The organism is Desulfocicer vacuolatum DSM 3385, assembly GCF_900176365.1.
Lineage (GTDB): Bacteria > Desulfobacterota > Desulfobacteria > Desulfobacterales > Desulfobacteraceae > Desulfocicer > Desulfocicer vacuolatum.
Window position 1 is genome coordinate 247,400 of sequence record NZ_FWXY01000003.1, and the last position, 20,528, is coordinate 267,927.

Consider the following 20,528-nt stretch of genomic DNA (forward strand, 5'->3'; position numbering starts at 1 on the left):
ATTACAGGCACGGAAAGATGTCAACATGAACCCAATGGAAAGAAAACCGAGATGACTGCATCCTCTTTTATGAATTTTATAAATACCCCCCTTACCATCAAAAACAGCACCATTTCCAACCGCCTTTTACTGGCACCCATGGCAGGGCTTGGTCACATTGCCTTCAGGGAACTTGTATCTGAGTTTGGGGGATATGGATTGCTTTTCACAGGCATGTGCAGTGCCAAAGCCGTTCCCCATGAAAATCCAGCGGTATCTCCTGTGTTTAAATGGCGCACAGAAGAGCTTCCCCACCTGGTGTGCCAGATTTTCGGTCCCGACCCTGAAAGCATGGCCCGGGCCGCCCGGCGCATTGAAAAAGAAGGTTTTTTTGGGGTGGATCTCAATTTTGGATGTTCTGTGTCCGCCATTTGCAAAAAGGGCAGCGGTGCCATCCTCCTTAAATCCCCCGACCTTGCCGTGGCCATTGTTAAAGCAGTACGACAGGCCGTGGAAATTCCTGTTTTTGTAAAATTCCGGACAGGGTGGGAGAACAATGTCACCCCGGCCGTGGACATGGCCCGGCGATTTGAAGATGCCGGTGCCCATGCCCTGGTGTTCCACCCCAGGATTGCACCGGATCGACGATCCAGACCCCCGGTGTGGGACCACATCACCCATGTGAAACAGGCTGTATCCATTCCGGTATTTGGCAACGGCAATCTCTTTGAACTGTCAGACTGTAAAAAAATGTATAAACAGACCGGGTGTGACGGCTTTTCCATGGGCCGCATGGCTGTGGCCCGGCCATGGCTGTTTGCCCAGTGGACCCGGGGATTTGTTCCAGATGAACATACGGCCTTTAATGCAGCACTGAGGATGACACAGCTATTAGTGAAATACCACGATGAAAGAACTGCCGTAAAATCATTTAAAAAGTATGTCCCCTATTTTGCAGCTGGGTTTAAATTCGGCCATGCCATATGCAAGGAACTGCTCAAGGGAGATGAGATACGGGAAATCCAGGATATCATCACCTCACTTGCCGCCCAGAAACCGGAATCGGCCCTGCGCCCGAACCTGCATCTTTTTTCATAAACCGCCACGGGCGGACCGTATTCTGATCCGGTTCTGCCCACAACAAAGCTTGAAATACGCCTTTGGATTGTGGAGTATTTCATATAAACTGCCATGGGCAGATCATATTGGGATTTGACCTGCCCACAACGAAATTTGAAACTCTAATCATTGCAATGCTTTGGGTGGAGTTTCATATAAAACGGGCATCTCCTGGCGGACACAACAAATATAGGGTCGTAGACGCGGAGCCAAACGGTATTATACCGCCCCCCCCGATGGGCAATGGGCCCGGACCGGAACTGTAGACAGCTCAATTGTCCGGTTCTTATTGCCCATCGGGGGGCGGCTCTGCCTTAGCTTGCCTCGGAGGCTGCCTTTTCATATAAAAAATCGGGGTAACCTTTATTTTTCCTTACACTTTCAAGGAAAATGAGCACAGACATCTTCCATAAGACGGGATAGCTTCACCATCAAAGGTCGAATCTGATCCTGATGTTCCGGGGGCACCATGAAAACCGGTGCACGGTAATTTTTCAATATATATGCAGGAGGATTGGGCAATGAATCTGCCATTTCAGACTTTGCCTGCCATAAAATCATATCGGTGAGATTTCCGGAAGTTCCCCGGGCATCCATATGCTCAACCACCTGCTGGAATAAATTATTCAGAGTGAGCACATAGGGAGGCATCCGGGCATATCCCGCGTCCCGGCATTTCACTTGGGAAAAAAGCATGCGACAGCCCAGGGGTCTTTTCTCATAAATGGTGCAGGAGCCTTGATCAAGCAAAGGGCACTGTCCCCAGGAAGGATCATTTTCTTCTTCGGGGATCTCTTTTCCTTCAATGCAGAGTAATGCCATATTATTAATGGTATGCATCGGTTGAAAGCGTGGAGCAGTACGCCCTTGGGTAACCCTTTGTTCAAGTCCGGCTCTTTCTCGTTCATCCATTCCATCCACCATAAAGGCGTACTCCAGGGAGGTCATGGTGACGTTACAGGTACAGCACGAGGCACAACCCTGTTCACACACCGCTCCATGCCCACGGGTGTATTCATCATGGAGTGAATACACCCGGGCCAGGGCATCACATTTTTTTTCCATGTTATTTCCTTTCATTGGTTGACTTTTTATTTGTTTTTGGCATGCTTCCTTTGGATCTTATTGATTCACCATTTACAACCCCTCAGTAAAAAATGGGCACAAAGTAACATTCCCATTTTACAATCCACATGTTCTGTGGGTCAACGGATCTGTATTCTCTCGTCGGTCATAACTTCTCCAGTTTGACACCACATAATCTGTTTCTTTACGACTGAACATATTCCTTGTGGTACGAGAAATGAGACCTTCAGACCCATGAGGTATTTTGTTCAACAGGCCAATTGGCCGATTCCTATTGCTATTCAGGGAATAGTGCCGGAGCAATTGAACATCGCTGTTTTCACCATACTTTAGAGGAGAACCACCATGACAAGCACCGTATATATCACAGATTTTAAAGCCACTTCCAGGGAAAATCTTCCTGAAAAACTGGCAAGATTATTAGAAAAAGCCGGTATGGATGCTATATTGACAAAAGAAGATCTCACCGCCATTAAACTCCACTTTGGGGAAAAGGGCAACACCGCCTTTATCCGCCCCCCATACATCAGAAGCATCGTGAAAGCCATCAGAAAAAGAGGCGCCATTCCCTTTCTCACCGATGCCAACACACTTTATGCCGGTGCCCGCAGTGATACGCCCACCCATATCAAAACCGCAGTGGAAAACGGATTTTCCTTTTCCAGCATGGACGGCGCCCCTGTTATCATTGCCGACGGGCTCAGGGGAAAGAGCGAAACTTCTGTTGAAGTTAAGCAGCAACATTGCAAAGAGGTGTACATTGGAAGTGAAATTATATCGGCCGACGCCTTGATATCAGTGGCCCATTTTAAAGGTCATGAACTGTCAGGATTTGGCGGTACCTTGAAAAATCTTGGCATGGGGTGTGCTTCCCGGCGGGGAAAGCTGGATCAGCACTCCACTGTGAGCCCCAAGGTAAAACGAAAAACCTGCATTGGATGCGGCCAGTGCGCAGCCCATTGTCCGGCAAATGCCATTGCCGTTGAGGAAAAAAAAGCAACCATTGATGCCAGCACCTGCATCGGGTGTGGAGAATGCATCATCCGCTGCCCCACAGCATCGGTGAATATCCGCTGGAATCAGACCATACCGGTTTTTCTGGAGAAAATGATGGAATACACATTGGGGGTGCTGAAAAACAAACAGGACAAGGCCCTTTTTGTGAATTTTATTTCAGATATTTCCCCGGCCTGTGACTGTCTGCCATACAATGATGCCCCCATTGTAAGAGACATCGGCATTGCCGTTTCCACCGACCCTGTGGCACTGGACCAGGCCTCGGCAGATCTTGTCAATGCAGAAGCCGCCCTTCCCGGTTGCTGCCTGACCTGCAACACACTGCCCGGGGAGGACAAGTTCAAGGGACTTTACCCCAAGGTTCCCTGGGAACTTCAACTGGCCTATGGTGAAAAAATTGGACTGGGATGCCGGGACTACACCTTGAAACGAATGGAAACTTTGGCGTGGAAAAAATAGAAAAACATACTTCTTTTGCAGGCATTCCCATGGATTCAAAAATGATTAAAGCCTTTGGCAGCCTATTATACTATCCCAAAAGCAGCTTACACAGCTTTTTAAAAGAGCCTGTCAATGGAAAATCATGGAAGTGTAAAACAGACAATAAAGCACGGCATCAAAGAAACGCTCAATGGGGTGGAAATGTAGCCAAGTGCTTTAAAGCTATATCATCAAACAACTGAAGTGTACCGTTTTTCAAAGGGAAACAAGCGTTCCAGGGATATGCGGCATGGCCACATCCACCTGGACAGAGGGGGTGTTCAAACGTTCCTGAAAGGTTTGAAGGGCGCATTCCGGGGTATTATTTTCATGGCTCAGGTGGGCCAGAATCACATGGGAAAGGCCATTATCGCAAATATCATTGACAAGTTCACCGGCATCGGCATTGGAAAGATGACCCAGCCGGCTTTTCACTCGCTGTTTTAAATACCATGGGTAAGGGCCGTTGTTGAGCATGTCAGGATCATGGTTGGCCTCAATATAGAGAAGGGAGCACCCTTTAAGATGGGTTTTAACCAGGTGGGTGGCCACCCCAAGATCCGTGGCAATGCCCATTTTCACCCCGCCATGTTCCAAGGTGAATCCCGAAGGGTCTGCGGCATCATGGGAAATGGAAAAGGGATCAATCTTGAGATCACCAATGCAAAAAGGAACCCCGCACTTGAAATTACGGGCACCATGAACAGTGCCAAGCTTACTTGAAGCAGCCTGCATGGTCTTCTTATTAAGGTATAGTGGAATATCAAAGCGGCGGCTTAAAATACCCGCCCCTTTGATATGATCGGTGTGCTCGTGGGTGATGACCACGGCGGACAGCATTTCCGGGGAAAGCCCCCTGGCGGCCATGCGTCGTTCCAGTTCAATGCCGGAAAGGCCGGCATCCACCAGAACAGCACTGTCTCCGCCGGAGACAAAAACGGCGTTGCCCTTGCTGCCACTGGCAAGGGCACAGACGTTAAGACCCGAAACAGTCATTATTCTTTGGCTGCAACGGCTTTATGGCTCAATCGAATCTTGCCGTCCCGGGTGATATCCAATACCTTAACCTTGATAACATCCCCTTCCTTCACCACATCGGTGACCTTTTTAACCCGATGATCGGCCAGCTCGGAAATATGCACCAGCCCGTCGGTACCGGTCTTAATGCGCACAAAGGCACCAAAATCCATGGTTTTAACAACCTCGCCTTCATAGATGCCGCCAATTTCAGGGTCCATGCCAATATCATTGACAATTTTGCACGCAGCCTCGCCATCAGCCAGATTTGCCGCTGCAATCTTAACAAGGCCGGTGTCATCCACCTCAATCACCGTGTTGGTATCTGCCTGGATGGAACGAATCATTTTACCACCCGGGCCGATGATCTCACGGATTTTATCCGGATTGATCTTAACCGTGATGATTTTGGGGGCATGGGGGGACATTTCTGTCCGGGCCGCGTCAAGGGTGGTCAACATCCGGTCAAGGATGTGTATTCTGCCCTCCTTTGCCTGGGTCAATGCCTTGATGAGCACATCCCGTGACAATTCCCGTATTTTAATATCCATCTGAAGGGCTGTGATACCGGTGCGGGTACCGGCCACCTTAAAATCCATGTCGCCAAAATGATCCTCGTCCCCAAGAATATCTGACAGCACCACTGTTTTATCACCTTCTTTAACAAGTCCCATGGCAATACCGGAGACAGGTTCTTTAATGGGAACACCGCCATCCATAAGCGCCAGAGTTCCTGCACATACGGTTCCCATGGAAGAGCTTCCGTTGGACTCCATGACTTCACCCACAAGACGAATGGTATATTCAAAATCTTCGGCATCGGGCAGCACACGCTCCAGGGCCCGGGTGGCAAGATTACCATGTCCCACATCCCGTCTGCTGGGACCGCCCGGGCGTTTGCACTCACCCACGGAAAAGGGAGGAAAGTTATAATGAAGCATAAAAGTTCGGGTCTCTTCGCCCCCCAGTGTTTCCACCCGCTGCTCATCCCTGCCGGAACCCAGAGTCAAGGTTCCCAGCACCTGGGTTTCCCCCCGGGTGAACAGGGCACTTCCATGGGGTCGGGGAAGATTTCCCACCTCACAGGTAATCTGTCTGACTTCATCAAAGGGACGACCGTCAATGCGTTTATCTTCATTAAGGACAATGTCCCGGCAGGTGTTTTTCACCAGCCCGGAAAACAGATCCTTGATATCTCCCACCCTGTCGGCATACTCCTCTCCAAGGCTTTCAATGACATCATTTTTAACCACATCCAGCGCTTTGTTGCGCGCCATCTTTCCCTGGGTCTGAACCGCAGCATGGATCTTGTCCGCTGCAAGGGCCTTTACTTTGTCAAAAAGGTCTTCATCTGTCTGGGGGGGCTCAAAAATACGCTTTTCTTTACCCATGGCCTCTTTCAGGGATTCCTGGATATCAATCAGGGGCTGCATGGCCTGGTGGCCAAAAAAGATGGCATCCAGCATCTCTTCTTCAGATACCACATCTGCGCCACCCTCCACCATGATCACACCGGTTCTGGAACCGGCGACCACCAGCTCAATGTCGCTTTGTTCCAGTTGTTCCACAGTGGGATTGGCCACAAATTCACCGTTAATGCGCCCCACGCGAATACCGGCAATGGGTCCTGCAAAGGGGATATCAGAAAGTCCCAGGGCAGCAGAAGCTCCCACCAGGGCCAGGGTGTCCGGCTCATGCTCCTGGTCCATGGACAACACCGTTGCAATCACCTGGGTTTCAAAATTATACCCTTTTTCAAACAAAGGCCGAATGGGCCGATCAATGAGACGACAGGTCAAGGTCTCTTTCTCACTGGGTCGACCGATCTCCCGGCGAAAATAATTGCCCGGAATTCTGCCGGCAGCATAAATTTTTTCCTGATATTCCACGGTGAGGGGCAAGAAACTGATATCCGGTTTTGGGTTTTTGGCACTCACAGCTGTCACCAGCACCATGGTTTCGCCATGTTGAACCAGCACAGCCCCGGAAGCCTGCTTGGCAATTTTACCGGAACGGATACTGAAATCCTGACCATTTAACTGGGTTGTAAAAACGTGTTCCATAATTTCTCCTGTAAAAAAGGGCGGTTCTAAAAGCATCTTTATACAGAATAAACCCGCACATCCACCATCAGGATAATTCCTGCATGGTGCATGTGCGAACTTATTCAGGCATCTGCCAAAGAATTACCGCCCGTTCATTTAAAAACTCAATTTTAATTCATTAAATAAATTAAAATTAAAAATAACAATACCGACATCTAAGATTAGATGTCGGTATCTTTCTTTTTATCTTCTCAGTCCCAGTCTTTCGATGAGACTTCGATATCTTGCAATGTCTTTATGCTTGACATAGTCCAAAAGACGACGTCTGCGACCTACCAGAATCAGCAGGCCCCTTCTTGAGTGATGATCTTTTTTGTGCATTTTAAGATGCTCCGTCAAATAGCTGATGCGGTGTGTCAAAAGGGCCACCTGCACCTCTGGAGAACCGGTATCGGATTCATGGAGCTTAAATTTTTCTATCATCTCTTCTTTATTTTCTGCCAGTAAAACCACTTTACAACTCCTTAATTTGGAATAAATTAATACGGGGCATTTCAAAATCCAATACAATGCCTTTTATCTGCCTGTCATCCAATATTCCATTCAGAAAAACAGGTTTAAAGACACCACTGGAATGCCCCTGCCATTTAATTCTGGCCCCAGAATGATTTCCCAGGGACAAAAACAAGGTATATTAACGATTAATCAACAAAAACACAACAATAATTATAGGTTTGAACGGTTTCATCATATTCAACCACCGCAGCAAGGCTGCCCCGGGGATCAAGAATACGAAGAAATGTATTCTGTCCGGCATCCAGCCAGAAAGAAGCGGGGGGCAAAAGCGCACCCAGGGGCTGGCCAAAACGTATTTTCCCCAACATCGATTCATCCGCAGAAACAGCGGGCAGAAAGGAAAGTGCCCGGGCCATGGGAATAATCTGTCCATTGAATTGGGAGTCATCCATTTGCTCAAGATTGGAAAGAGGAACGGTCTCTTTAAGAGATATGCCGCAGCAGGCGGTTCGACACAAAGAGGCCAGATGCGCCCCGCACCCCAGCCGGGAACCGATGTCCCGGGCAAGGCTTCGGATATAGGTACCGGATGAACAGCGAACATCCATCTCCACCAAGGGAAGTTCCATGGATGTCACATGGATGTCATAGATTTCAATGTCCCTGGGAGGCTTTTCCACAGGGGTGCCCTGACGGGCCAGACGATACAAGGGGACACCATTGTGTTTCAAGGCAGAGTACACCGGGGGAATCTGTTTCTGGGGACCCTTAAATTGCGCCACAGCCGTGGCCACCTGCTCTTCTGTAAGATCATTTAAAAAGTCGTTCCCGGCCGATGCTGTGATTTCTCCCTCGGCATCAAGGGTGTCGGTGTCCACCCCAAGGTGCACCCCGGCAACGTAGGATTTTTCTCCACCGATTAAAAAACGGGAAATGCGGGTGCCTTTATTGATGCCGCATAAAAGCACCCCGGTGGCAAATGGGTCCAGGGTGCCTGTGTGTCCCACTTTTTTAACACCCAGTCGTCTTTTCAGCCTGGCAACCACCCTGGCAGAGGAAATTCCGGCAGGTTTATCAACGGCAATGATGCCATCTGTCAGAGGTGTCAATGGTCACCTTCGGAAAAAGTATCTTTGAGCAGGCTGTCAATGCGACTGCCCCGGTCAAAGGAGGTGTCATGGATAAATTTTAAATCCGGCATATAACGAAGGCCCAGCTTGGGGGCAATGCTTTTTTTAATGAAACCCAGAGAGCTTTTAAATCCCTCCTGGGCTTCCTGGACCCGCTTTTCATCGCCAAACACAGAAAAGTAAACATAGGCTATGCGCAGATCCGGTGTCATCTTGACCCCGCTGATGGTGGCCATCTCAATTCTGGGATCCTGTATTTTTTTGGTCATGAGCTCGGTGAGGGAGGCCTGGATTTTTATTCCCACCCGGTCTCCCCTTGGATATGGCTTCATTATTTAATCTGCTCCAGGGTGGCCTTGCGCTCTTCAATGTCATAACATTCAAAGATGTCACCCGTTTTGATATCATTGAATTTTTCAAGGCCGATACCGCATTCATAGCCCTGGGCCACTTCTTTTACGTCATCCTTAAACCGTCGCAGGGAGGCCACAGTGGACTTGCACTTCACAACCCCATCCCGCAGCAGTCTGATCTTATCCCCCCGGCTGACCTTGCCGTCCAGTACAAAGGAACCGGCAACAGTGCCTTTGTTGGGAATGACAAAAGTATCCCGAACCTCGGCACGACCCAGAATATTTTCATGGAAAGTGGAGGGCATCAGTCCTGTGAGGGCGGCTTTGATATCATTAATAACATTGTAAATAATATCATAGAACCGCATATCAATGTTCTCTTCCTTGGCAAGCTCTCTCACCTTGGGGGTGGGCCGTACATTAAACCCGATGATGATGGCATCGGAAACCGCTGCCAGGGAAACATCAGATTCATTGATGGCACCTGTGCCGGAGTGAACGATTTTGATATCCACTTCTTCCTGGGCAAGCTTCATCACTGAATCGTTCAAGGCTTCCAGAGATCCATGAACATCAGCCTTAATGATGAGCTTGAGTTCCTTGATCTCATCGGAACCCATGTTGGCAAAAAGTTTTTCAAGATTTGCCCGGCTCTTCTTAGCAAGCTCCTTGGCCCGCTCTTTTTGCATGCGGTGTTCACTGATCTGCTTGGCATCCTTTTCTGATGACAATGCCACAAACTCATCACCGGCTTCGGGGACCCCGCTTAGACCCACAATCTCCACCGGAGTACTGGGGCCGGCCTCGGTCACGGTCTGGCCGATGTCTCCGATCATGATACGAATCTTTCCGGAATGGAGACCACACACCAGGGGTTCTCCCGCCCTAAGGGTTCCCTGTTCCACCAGTACAGTGGCCACAGGTCCCCGACCGGCATCCAGCCTGGCTTCCACCACATGGCCCATGGCATGCCTTGTGGGATTGGCTTTTAATTCAAGCACCTCGGCCTGGAGCAATATCATTTCCAGAAGTTCATCAATGCCTGTTTCTGCCTTGGCAGACACCCTGGCAAAAATCACATCTCCACCCCAGTCCTCGGACACCAGTCCGTGTTCGGACAATTCCCGCATGACCCGGTCAGGATCGGCATCGGGTTTATCCATCTTGTTAACGGCCACAATCACCGGCACATTGGCTGCCTTGGAATGGTTAATGGCTTCTATGGTTTGGGGCATCACCCCATCATCTGCCGCCACCACCAGAACAACAAGGTCAGTTACCTGGGCACCCCTGGATCGCATGGCTGTAAAAGCAGCATGACCCGGAGTATCCAGAAAAGTAATCACGCCCTTGGGGGTTTCCACACTGTAAGCACCGATGTGCTGGGTGATGCCACCGGCCTCACCCGTGGTGATTTTGGATTTTCGGATGACATCCAGTAATGAGGTTTTACCATGATCCACATGCCCCATGATGGTCACCACCGGTGAACGGCTGATGAGATCCTCAGGATTTTCTTCCACATGGGTATCCATGAGCAGGTCCTCTTCAAAGGATGCCTTTTCAACCTCATAATCAAACTCTGCAGCCACCAGGGTTGCGGTATCATAGTCAATGGTCTGATTCACCGTTGCCATGACCCCCATGCCCATGAGCTTGACAATCATCTCATTGGCTTTGATACCCATTCGTTTGGCAAGTTCCGCCAATTCAATGGTATCATCAATTTTAACACGACGCTTAATGGCTTTGGGTGTGGTGATCTGGGTCTTCTGGACTTTCCCCCTCTGCTTGTTTCGATTGTCTTTTCGACGTCCTTTTTTACCACCGCGTCTTCCGTCATAGAGGTCTTTGCCCTCAACCACAGAGCGTTTTTTCCGCGTGTTCCCTTTGCCTGGAGTTCCAGGGCTCCCATCGGTCTGTTCCCATTTTTTCCGTTTATCTTTTTTGGATCTGGCCTTTCCGGAAAGATCCCCCCCCGGCATTTCTCTCGGGCTCACAGGGGGTGCCTGAACTTTTACATTTCTGGGGGGTGCAGAAGGTCTTGGGGCTGAAGGCTTACCGGGTTTTCTGCGATGCCTGGGCAGATCCGCACCTGACGGGGTCCCCGCTTTTTTCCTGGCAGGGGGAATCACCGGCGGCACGGCAAGTTTGATTATTTTTGCAGGTTCTGACTTTTTTACTTTTTTCTTCCGAGGTCTTTTTTTACCGGCTGCATCGGAATCATCCACCGGTGCCTCCCCCACGGTGTCATTGTCGGTGTCAACTTTATCCAGGGCACCGTCCTCCTCTTTAATATCATTTTTTAATTTCTCATTTTCATCGTCCATCTCTTTTTTCACAGACGATGCATCTTTTGGAACGGGGGGAGTATCCTTGGTCAAGGAAGCCTCCTTTGAATCGGTTTGTACAGGTTCCTCCCCTTTGGCAGATGCATCCGCAACGGTTTCAGAAACAGGAGATTCAGGGGCAATCTCTTTTTCTGGAACCGGAGGTTCTGAAGGTGTCTCTTTTTCTGGAGCAACGGGCTCTACTATCTTGGCAGGTTTTTCCTTGGTAGGGATGGAAATAATCCTGGCAGCATTGCCTTTCTTCTTTGGTTTAGCCGGTTTTAACAAAGCATCGGCTTTTTTGGGGGATACATCCGTTTTCATCGATTCCTGGGCATGGTTATCAGTTTTTTCGTCCTTTTTTTCATCCACAGGCGCCACGGTTTCTCCGGGAAGATCCTTTGGGGATCCATTGTCAGCTGCAATGTCATCCACACCGGTACCCACGGTGTTTTTCTCCAGAGATGAATCCTTGGCAGCCGCAGATTTTTGATCATCATCTTTCTGGGAAGACGGTTTCCTGGAGGGAACAGGGTCTAAATCCTGTTTTTTGGAAGGTGATTCTGCCGGTTTTTTTTGTTTAACTGGCTTACGTCTTCTAATGACAGATGGTTTCACCCTTGTCTCTGCCCGTTTGTTCTTTTGCCCGAACATACTTTTCTTTACTTTGTTGACGTCCTCATCTTCCAGAGAACTCATATGGCTTTTTACTTCAATATCCAATGCCTTGAGCTTTGTAAGGAGGGCCCTATTCGTCAAATTAAGCTTTTTGGCCAGCTCATATACCCTGATTTTTGCCATCCGTTCCCCCAAATATTATCTCTTTTAATTCTGTTTATAAGGTCTTGATACAACGCAACTTTCGGGTTTACCTTCAAGTGGTTGAGACCACGGGGTCAGGCTTGTACAATGATTCTTTTTGCCGGCAGCAAATGCCTGATGCGTAAAAAGCACCATGGTACAAGCCTGACCCGACCCCGTTTATGTCAATCCGAAAAGTTGAGTTATTCCACGCCATCTGCATCATCATCTTCTTGTGCATCGGACAGCGGGGAAGGAACTTCATCCTCCACTATCTGTTCCCGGTTGCCCTCATCCGGTAAAATCTCTTCCGGATGGGCAGCAGATTCACCGTCATCCGTCAAAGGCGGTTCCTGAACAGATTCCTTGCTTTGAGCAACAATCTTTTGTGCATTCTCAATCAGCAACGCCACTTCTTCTTCAGTCATGTCAGTAACCGACAGCAGCGCCTCTTTTTGAGCTGATGCAACATCCGCAGACGCGCAAAAACCATTTTTATACAATGCCTCAGCCATGGCCAGGGTGACGTGGGGAATATCCATCAAAGAATCATATCCTTTCTTAAGGCTACGACTGTATTCATCCTCACTCATCACTTCAAGATGCCAGCCGGTGAGACGACAGGCAAGACGGACATTTTGGCCATTTTTTCCAATGGCAATGGAAAGGAAATCATCCACAACAATGATCTCCATGTTCTTATTGTCTTCATCAATGATTACCCGGGCAATTTCAGCCGGGGCCAAGGCGTTGCACACAAATTTAGCCACATCCGGGTTCCATTGAACAATATCAATTTTTTCCCCCCGGAGTTCCTGGACAATGCTCTGTACACGATTGCCCTTCATTCCCACACATGCGCCCACGGGATCCACATCGGAATCCGAAGAGCTCACCGCAATTTTAGAACGAACCCCGGCTTCTCTGGCAGCGCCCCGGATGGAGACAATGCCCTCGGTTATCTCAGGAACTTCAGTGGCAAACAATTTCACCAGAAACTCAGGATGGGTCCGGGACAAAATAATCTGGGAGCCCCTGGCGTCCTCCAGCACATCCAGAACATAGGCCCGGATGCGGTCTCCCCGTCGATAGTTTTCCCTGGGAATCTGCTCCCTTGATGTCAGTATGGCTTCGGCCTGGCCAAGGTTTACAATGATGTTACCCCGGTCCACCCGTTGAACAATGCCATTGATAATTTCACCCTTTTTATGGATAAAATTTTCATACACAGCGCTTTTTTCAGCCTCTTTCATTTTTTGAATAATCACCTGTTTGGCTGACTGGGCCGCAATGCGTCCAAAGGAAGACGTATCCACCTTGATCCCCAGGCTGTCCCCCAGTTCACACTCGGCATCATACCCAAGGCCTTCTTCATATGTCAGCTCAATTTCAGGATCCTGAACCTCTTCCACCACCTCTTTGAACTGAAACACATCCACTTCACCAGTTTTTTCATCGTAATGCACTTCAACATCAACCCGGGGACCCAGTTTTTTTCTGGCAGCGGATTCAATGGCTTCCTTCAGGGTGGCAACAAGCACTTCCCTGCTGATGCCCTTTTCCCGGCTAACCTGATCTATGACACGCTTAATATCTGTAATTAACATTATGACTCTCCGTGTGAACCAGCCAGTCTTGCCTTGCCGATCTGTTCATATGGAATCTTCACCGCTTCCTGATCTACCAAAATAGTGACAACATCATCACTGATACCCTGGAGCAGTCCTGTGAATTTCCGCCTGCCCTGAATGGGCACCCTGACTTCAAGCTTAATCCGATTTCCTGAAAACCGGTCATAGTCAGCCGATTTGCTTAAAATTCTGTTGGGCCCGGGGGAAGAGACTTCAAGACGATAGGCACCCATTTCATCAAAATGCACATCCATCAAGTCTCCGATCTGTCTGTTCATATGGGCACAATCATCAATATTTACACCACCGGGTTTGTCAATGCATATCCTCACAATGGCGCCCCCCCTGTCGGACAAAAATTCCACGCTGACAAACTCAAAGTTTTCCGCTGTGCACAGAGGATCCAGCAACGCCTCAATCCTTCCGGCAACAGATTGTATTTTCTGTTCTTTTTTCAAACCCACACCCTATAGACTGCCTTTGATTATGACACCGCTGATGGACATGAACACCTGCTGTTTTGCAGACATACTCCCCGGCAGGGCCCACGTTCACCTGAAAAATATTACGCCATCCACCCCGGACACATTCTGCCCAACCTCAGCCAAAAAAAAAACGGGCAAACGCCCGTTCCCTGGTACCCTGTATTTTTACAAAGCATCCATTGTGAACTATCCTTAAGGATATCGCAATTGATATTTCTGCTTCATTGAAGGGGACAAAATGTCCATGACATTAATAATGCCATCCGTTCAACAGGAGAAAAAAAGTTTCTCCACCATTACAACACCGTGCCGGCCAAGGCAATTCAGCCAAGTAAAAAAATGCTGAAGCATACTCTTATTTCAAGCTCATAAATCTGGATTTTTATGACCCAAAGCAAGGTCATGATCCATGGCGTTCAAACATCTCAAAAAATCAAGACATTTATAATCTGGAGCGGGCAACGAGATTCGAACTCGCGACACCAAGCTTGGGAAGCTTGTACTCTACCAACTGAGCTATGCCCGCTAACGATGTGCAACTATAAAGCAAAAAAACGAGACTGTCAACCAGAACTGCGGCAACGCACAGTCTAATTTCGGCCCACACCTCGGAAAAAAGCAAATGCAGTTTGCGCAAAAACCGTTTTCGATCCTTTTTTTATAAGAAATACTCCGCAAATCTGTGGAGTATTTCTAACTTTGTTGTGGGCAGAACCGGATCAAAATAAGGTCTACCCATGGCAGTTATATGAAAAAGCAGATACTGGGTGTTCAAAGCAACTACTTTTTCATTGTTCGTTGTGAGCCGATCGAAATCACAATTAAAATCTGCCCATGACAGTGATACCGAGGACCAAAAGTTCATCAGCATACAAAGTCTGTCTGTTACAACTTCTCGTTGGGAGGTCAGCCCAACGCGTCCTTCCAACAAGGCATTGGGTGCCCAAATCTTAACTGATTTACCATTTAACAATCTCAGGTTATTATTTTACATGGATGGGGGTCTCAAATAAACAGCAAATTGAAAATGGCTGATGCCCTTATGCAGGCAGAGCTGCATCATATCTTTTAATGAGCCAACCGGAAATATTGGCGTGGAGCCCCTTGATTTTTTTCTCTTTCAAGGTTTTTTCAGCCGATCGATACACAATGCGAAAAGAAAGTGATTTTTGCCCTTCAGCCAAGGGAGCACCCTGGTACACATCAAACAAAAACAGATCTTCCACCAGGGAATTATTCCGGGTGTATCCCAGAAGATCATCACACACATCCCCGGCAGCCACACCTTCATCCACAATCATGGTAATATCCCTCTCCACGGAGGGGAATCGGGGTAACGGCTGTGCCACAATGGCCTGGGGTGTTGCCAGAAGCAGGGCAGTCATATCCAGCTCAAAGACAAACGCGCTCTGTTTAAGACCAAAGGCGGAACATACAGTCGGAGCCACTTCACCCAGGGCACCCAGACAAGCTTCGCCCTTTTTCACAACAGCGCCACACCCCTTTTTAAAATAGGGATATGCATTTTCAGAAGCCGGTGTAAAAGCCAGATCCGATGCAGGAATATCCAAGGCATCCAAAAGCCCTTGAACAATCCCTTTGAGGTCAAAGAAATCACAGGGCTGGGCCTTTCCATGCCAGGAAACAGAAGGAAAACGATTTCCTGTCCAGAGAGCTGCCAGCATCTCTTGTTCCCGGGGTTGGGTTCCCGGGCTTGTGGCCAGAAACATTTTACCCACCTCAAATATCCTGAGGGTATCTGTCTGCTTTGCCACATTGCGTCCCATGGTCTCCAGTAATCCCGGCAAAAGGGACGAACGAAGCACGGACATCTCTTCTGAAATGGGATTAAGGATTTTCTCCATGGCCCAGCGTTGGTCTTCCGGTGCCAGCTGTAGTTTCCCGCACATACCCGCATCGGTGAAGCTGTAGTTCACAGCTTCAAAAAAACCAAATCCGTTCATCATGTCTTTCACAGATTCCCGGAACTCAATGGCCGGAACAGGATGTTGTCTCAGGGAAGGCACCATGGGAAAACTGGTTTTAATGTTATCATATCCCCAGAGGCGAGCCACTTCTTCGGACAAGTCTTCCGGACGGGCAACATCCACGCGGAAGGACGGCACATCCACTGTCAACATCCCCTTTGCAGATGATTTTGCAACAAACCCGACAGATTCAAGTATCCCAGCGATCTTTCCATCATCAAGATCTGTACCCAGGCGTCGATTCAAGGCACCGGTATTCAACTCAATCACAACAGGATCAAACCGTGTGGGATGGGCATCCACAACACCGGGAACCAATGTGGCACCGGAGACCTCGACCATCAAAGAAACGGCCCGACTCAAGGCCCTGGCACATCCTTCAGGATCCACACCCCGTTCGAACCGGTGGGAAGCGTCGCTGTTAATACCGCACAGCTTTGCCGTTCGACGAACGGAAACAGGATCAAAATAAGCGCTTTCAACAAGGACACGGGTGGTTTCCGGTATAATCTCAGAATTCTCCCCCCCCATAACCCCGGCAAGGGCCACAGGGCGCTTTCCATCACAAATCACCAGCATGTCCGGGTCAAGGGTATGGGTCTTGCCGTCCAGGGTGACAAAATCCTGTTTTGTACCGGCCCGCCGCACCTCAATGCGTTTTTGGGTTAAAAAGTCATAATCAAAGGCATGGAGCGGCTGACCTGTTTCCATCATCACAAAATTGGTCACATCCACAATATTGTTAATGGGGGTCAAGCCCACGGATTCCAGACGATCCCGGAGCCAGTACGGTGAGGGACCCACTTTAACATCCATTACCATGCCCGCCATGTATCGTGGGCATAGATTGGGATCATGGATCTCCACATCAATCAGCTCAGAAACATTTTCTTTTTCCGAACTTGCCGCAAGCGGGATGGGAAGTCTGGGGTTAAAGTCAATACACTGCACTGCAGCAACTTCCCTTGCCACCCCAATGATGCTGAGACAGTCTGGACGATTGGGTGTCAGATCTATGTCAAACATCACATCAGATAAATCCAGAGCATTAGCCAGGGGTGTTCCCGGAATCAAGTCCGGGGACAATTCCATGATACCTGAACCGTCAATGCCCAGTCTTAACTCTGTGCTGCTGCAAAGCATTCCCTGGGATGTGGCACCCCGGAGCTTGCTTTTTTTAATTTCAAAACCACCGGGGAGCTCGGCCCCCACACAGGCACAGGCCACCATGAGACCCGCTTTGACATTGGGCGCGCCACAAACAATGCTTAACACCTCTTCACCGACATCCACCCGGCAACAGCTCAACCTGTCCGCATCGGGATGCTTTTCAGCAGTTTCAACCCTGCCCACCACCACCTTGTCTAAAAAGGCATAGCGATCTTCCACAGCTTCAACTTCAAGCCCAGCCATGGTGAGTTGTGCTGCAATTTCTGCCGGATCACCTGTTACCGAAGTATATTCTTTTAACCAGCTTAAACTGACTTTCATATTAAAACTGCCTTAAAAAGCGCATATCATTTTCAAAAAATTTCCTGAGATCATCGATCCCATATTTGAGCATCGCAAGGCGCTCAATCCCCATGCCAAAGGCAAAACCGGAATATTTTTCCGTGTCATAGCCCACATTTTCAAACACAGCCGGATGCACCATGCCGCTTCCCAGAACTTCAAGCCATCCTGTTCTGGAACAGATTCTACACCCCTTCCCCCGGCACATGACACACTGAATATCCACTTCAGCGCTGGGCTCGGTAAAAGGGAAAAAACTGGGGCGGAACCGCACACTGATATCAGGATCAAATAATTGATGGATAAAGGTTGTAATGATCCCCTTAAGATCCCCAAAGGAGACATCCTTATCCACCACCAACCCCTCTGCCTGATGAAACATGGGCGTATGGGTGAGATCTGAATCACATCGATACACCTTGCCCGGTGCAAGAATTCTCACAGGGGGATCGGTTTTTTCCATCACCCTTGGCTGGGTGGGGGAAGTATGGGTCCTCAACACGATATTTTCAGACACATAAAAGGTATCCTGCATATCCCTGGCAGGATGGTATTTGGGGATATTCAGTGCTTCGAAATTATAATAATCTGTCTCAATTTCGGGACCTTCCACCACATCAAATCCCAGCCGGGAAAAGATAGCGACAATTTCCCTGGAAATTTTTGTCACAGGATGAAGTGCACCCCTTACCACAGGCCGGCCGGGCAAAGTAACATCAATTCCCCCGCCGGTATCCTGATCCTGAAATCGCGTGCCGGCTTCTTCAAAGGCCTCTTCAAGTTTGATTTTCAAGGCATTTGCATCTTTACCCGCACCGGGTCGATCCCCAACAGGGAGCTTTGAAATATTCCTCAAAAATGCGGTCAGAGCGCCCTTTCTACCCAGATACCTTGTCACAAGGGCGTCAACATCATCCCGGGACACGGCCTTCTCAAGTTCAGCCAGGGCATCCTGCTCAATTGTTTGCAAATTTTTTTCCACAGCAATCTCCACCTTTTAATAGAGGCCGGCCAGAGGCAGACTAAAGTTGAGCCGCAGCTGCTGCAGCAACCTGCGTAAATCCCTTGGGATCACATACGGCAAGTTCAGCCAGAACTTTTCGATCCAGCTCGATTCCTGCCAGCTGAAGCCCATGCATGAATTTGCTGTAGGAAAGATCATTCATTCGTGCCGCAGCATTAATTCTTACAATCCACAGTTTTCGATAATCTCTTTTGCGGGCTCTGCGGTCACGGTAGGAATACATCAACGCCTTATCAACAGCATCTGCCGCGGTGCGGTACAATTTACTGCGACCGCCCCGAAATCCCTTTGCAAGTTTTAAAACCTTATTCCTGCGCCTTCTTGCCTTAAATCCTCTTTTTACTCTCATGTCATATGCTCCTTATATCCTGATCAGCCATTGGGCAACAGGCGTTTAACCTCTTTCATGTCACTTTTGCCAATAATCTGGTCCAATCGAAGGGACCGTTTCCGCTTTGTTGTTTTTTTGGTCAGGATATGGCTGGCATGTGATTTCCTGAACTTATATTTTCCGGATCCTGTCTTTTTAAACCGCTTTGCAGCCGCCCTGTTGGTTTTTATCTTAGGCATTTCATATCTCCCTGGTACTCATTTAACTCAAAAAAAGATATGGCAGCAAAGGATGCCCTCCGGGCACACCGCGCCACCATACGGATTCAAACACATTTTGATCCCGCACTGAAAGCCAGGTCGATGACGCAAAAAAGCCCATCGAGGCTTCAGAAAGGATTTTATTTCTTTCTGCAGATATCCTGGATATCCCGACAAAAATAGAAAATCAGAGTAATTCCCGCTGATATCAAATCATTTGGGTGACAGAATCATGGTCATGGTCCGACCTTCAAACTTTGCATGCTGTTCAATCTGGGCAAATTCTTCGGTCATCTGGGCCACCTTTTCAAGAACAAGCCTGGCTTGCTTGGCAAGGGTAATTTCCCGTCCCCTGAATACCAGGGTCACTTTAACCTTATCATTATTGCCTATGAACTTTGCAATATGTTTAACCTTTGTCTCAAGGTCATGGGTATCTGTCTTGGGCCGGACTTTAATCTCTTTGATCTGAGATGTTTTCTGCTTTTTCCTGGCCTCCTGCAGCTTTTTGGTCAATTCATACTTATACCGACCATAATCCATTATCTTGCAGACAGGCGGCTTTGCATTGGGTGAAACTTCCACGAGATCCAGTGAATGCTCAGCAGCCTTTTCAAGGGCATTCCGTATGGGCATAACACCTATCTGCTCTCCATCAGCGCCGATAACCCGCACCTCTTCAGCCCTGATACCCCTGTTTATATTTATCCTGTCCCGGTTGCTCTGCCTAGCTATCCCACACCTCCTTGTGTTTTTTTGTCGTATCCAGAACATCACAAAACTCTATATTAATCAACGGGTAATTATATAAACTTTATTGAAAATTGCAAGCACTATTTATTTATATTCCTATACCCAAGGAATTTTCACCCTGCTCCAGGGTATACTTTTCCAGCAAACTGTCCTTCCAGTACACATTCTGGGGGGAACGAAAAAAACGATAAAAAAGAGACAGGCTCTCCCTGCGCAGCACACCGGGGATCACCCGGATGCCGCAATCCCGATACAGGGGGGACAACCCGTTGCGATCACAACCGGTCCCTCCTCCCATGACATCCTCATAGGCAAACACCACCTTTTTTATACCAGACAGCATAATGGCGGCAAAACACATAAGACAGGGTTCCATGGTGCAGTACAGGACCAGGCCCTCCCGGTCAACATCCAGCGACTCCAGGTGGCGCAACGCCAAAATTTCAGCGTGATCAAGCTCGCTGGCTCTTTTTTTATCATCAGCAGTACCTTGCCTGGCACCGGTGGCCACCACATCAGCCCCCCGCATAATAACGCATCCCACGGGAAAGTCCCCCCGGGCCAGAGCCGCCTCAGCCGCTTCCAGCGCCAGGGACATGCACTGTTCATCCATAGATACTCCCTGCTCCGGGACATACCCCGGATCTTTTAAATATTTTTTCATATATTTT

18 protein-coding genes and 1 tRNA gene are annotated in these 20,528 nt (G+C 48.7%); 3 read left to right on the plus strand and 16 right to left on the minus strand.

Annotation, left to right across the window (positions count from 1 at the left end):
• The first annotated feature begins 69 nt into the window (after window positions 1–69).
• A complete protein-coding gene (locus B9A32_RS04415; RefSeq protein WP_232367038.1) occupies window positions 70–1,077 on the plus strand; it encodes a tRNA dihydrouridine synthase in 1,008 nt (335 codons plus the stop codon).
• Between the two features lie 402 nt (window positions 1,078–1,479).
• Here B9A32_RS04415 and B9A32_RS04420 read toward each other — a convergent pair whose 3' ends face one another.
• Window positions 1,480–2,163: a YkgJ family cysteine cluster protein gene (locus B9A32_RS04420; RefSeq protein ID WP_170923700.1), complete on the minus strand. Its 684-nt coding sequence runs from the start codon at window positions 2,161–2,163 to the stop codon at window positions 1,480–1,482.
• Between the two features lie 366 nt (window positions 2,164–2,529).
• Here B9A32_RS04420 and B9A32_RS04425 point away from each other — a divergent pair, with 366 nt between their 5' ends.
• Entirely contained in the window at window positions 2,530–3,660 is a 1,131-nt protein-coding gene (locus tag B9A32_RS04425) for a DUF362 domain-containing protein (protein ID WP_084067172.1), read from the plus strand.
• Window positions 3,648–3,884: a hypothetical protein gene (locus B9A32_RS04430; RefSeq protein WP_084067173.1), complete on the plus strand. Its 237-nt coding sequence runs from the start codon at window positions 3,648–3,650 to the stop codon at window positions 3,882–3,884. Before B9A32_RS04425 ends, B9A32_RS04430 begins: the two co-directional genes overlap by 13 nt.
• 13 nt (window positions 3,885–3,897) lie before the next feature.
• Here B9A32_RS04430 and B9A32_RS04435 read toward each other — a convergent pair whose 3' ends face one another.
• The 15 genes from B9A32_RS04435 to B9A32_RS04510 form a co-directional block, all read right to left on the minus strand.
• On the minus strand, window positions 3,898–4,677 hold the full coding sequence (locus tag B9A32_RS04435) for an MBL fold metallo-hydrolase (RefSeq protein ID WP_084067174.1): 780 nt from the start codon (window positions 4,675–4,677) through the stop codon (window positions 3,898–3,900).
• Window positions 4,677–6,761: a polyribonucleotide nucleotidyltransferase gene (locus tag B9A32_RS04440; protein ID WP_084067175.1), complete on the minus strand. Its 2,085-nt coding sequence runs from the start codon at window positions 6,759–6,761 to the stop codon at window positions 4,677–4,679. The genes B9A32_RS04435 and B9A32_RS04440 overlap by 1 nt, the downstream gene beginning before the upstream one ends.
• A 225-nt stretch (window positions 6,762–6,986) precedes the next feature.
• A complete protein-coding gene (gene rpsO, locus B9A32_RS04445) occupies window positions 6,987–7,256 on the minus strand; it encodes a 30S ribosomal protein S15 (protein WP_084067176.1) in 270 nt (89 codons plus the stop codon).
• 188 nt (window positions 7,257–7,444) lie between these two features.
• Window positions 7,445–8,368: a tRNA pseudouridine(55) synthase TruB gene (gene truB, locus B9A32_RS04450; protein WP_232367039.1), complete on the minus strand. Its 924-nt coding sequence runs from the start codon at window positions 8,366–8,368 to the stop codon at window positions 7,445–7,447.
• Window positions 8,365–8,721 carry a 30S ribosome-binding factor RbfA gene (gene rbfA / locus B9A32_RS04455; RefSeq protein ID WP_084067177.1) on the minus strand — a complete coding sequence of 119 codons (357 nt, stop codon included), beginning with the start codon at window positions 8,719–8,721 and terminating at the stop codon, window positions 8,365–8,367. The genes truB and rbfA overlap by 4 nt, the downstream gene beginning before the upstream one ends.
• Window positions 8,721–11,873 carry a translation initiation factor IF-2 gene (gene infB / locus B9A32_RS04460; RefSeq protein ID WP_084067234.1) on the minus strand — a complete coding sequence of 1,051 codons (3,153 nt, stop codon included), beginning with the start codon at window positions 11,871–11,873 and terminating at the stop codon, window positions 8,721–8,723. The genes rbfA and infB overlap by 1 nt, the downstream gene beginning before the upstream one ends.
• 203 nt (window positions 11,874–12,076) lie before the next feature.
• A complete protein-coding gene (gene nusA / locus B9A32_RS04465) occupies window positions 12,077–13,480 on the minus strand; it encodes a transcription termination factor NusA (protein WP_084067178.1) in 1,404 nt (467 codons plus the stop codon).
• Window positions 13,480–13,962 (minus strand): ribosome maturation factor RimP, encoded by a 483-nt coding sequence (locus B9A32_RS04470; RefSeq protein ID WP_084067235.1) that lies wholly within the window; start codon window positions 13,960–13,962, stop codon window positions 13,480–13,482. Before B9A32_RS04470 ends, nusA begins: the two co-directional genes overlap by 1 nt.
• A 477-nt stretch (window positions 13,963–14,439) precedes the next feature.
• Window positions 14,440–14,515: transfer RNA gene (locus tag B9A32_RS04480), tRNA-Gly, on the minus strand.
• 514 nt (window positions 14,516–15,029) lie between these two features.
• Complete coding sequence (gene pheT, locus B9A32_RS04485) at window positions 15,030–17,468, minus strand: phenylalanine--tRNA ligase subunit beta (RefSeq protein WP_084067180.1); 2,439 nt, start codon at window positions 17,466–17,468, stop codon at window positions 15,030–15,032.
• A gap of 1 nt (window position 17,469) precedes the next feature.
• Window positions 17,470–18,471 carry a phenylalanine--tRNA ligase subunit alpha gene (gene pheS / locus B9A32_RS04490; protein WP_084067181.1) on the minus strand — a complete coding sequence of 334 codons (1,002 nt, stop codon included), beginning with the start codon at window positions 18,469–18,471 and terminating at the stop codon, window positions 17,470–17,472.
• A gap of 40 nt (window positions 18,472–18,511) precedes the next feature.
• Entirely contained in the window at window positions 18,512–18,862 is a 351-nt protein-coding gene (gene rplT, locus B9A32_RS04495; protein WP_084067182.1) for a 50S ribosomal protein L20, read from the minus strand.
• A 23-nt stretch (window positions 18,863–18,885) separates the two neighbouring features.
• On the minus strand, window positions 18,886–19,083 hold the full coding sequence (gene rpmI, locus B9A32_RS04500; RefSeq protein ID WP_084067183.1) for a 50S ribosomal protein L35: 198 nt from the start codon (window positions 19,081–19,083) through the stop codon (window positions 18,886–18,888).
• 234 nt (window positions 19,084–19,317) lie between these two features.
• Window positions 19,318–19,869, minus strand: coding sequence for a translation initiation factor IF-3 (infC, locus tag B9A32_RS04505; RefSeq protein WP_332308492.1), 552 nt, complete (start codon window positions 19,867–19,869; stop codon window positions 19,318–19,320).
• A 76-nt stretch (window positions 19,870–19,945) separates the two neighbouring features.
• Complete coding sequence (locus B9A32_RS04510) at window positions 19,946–20,521, minus strand: nucleoside deaminase (protein WP_332308491.1); 576 nt, start codon at window positions 20,519–20,521, stop codon at window positions 19,946–19,948.
• Window positions 20,522–20,528 lie beyond the last annotated feature (7 nt).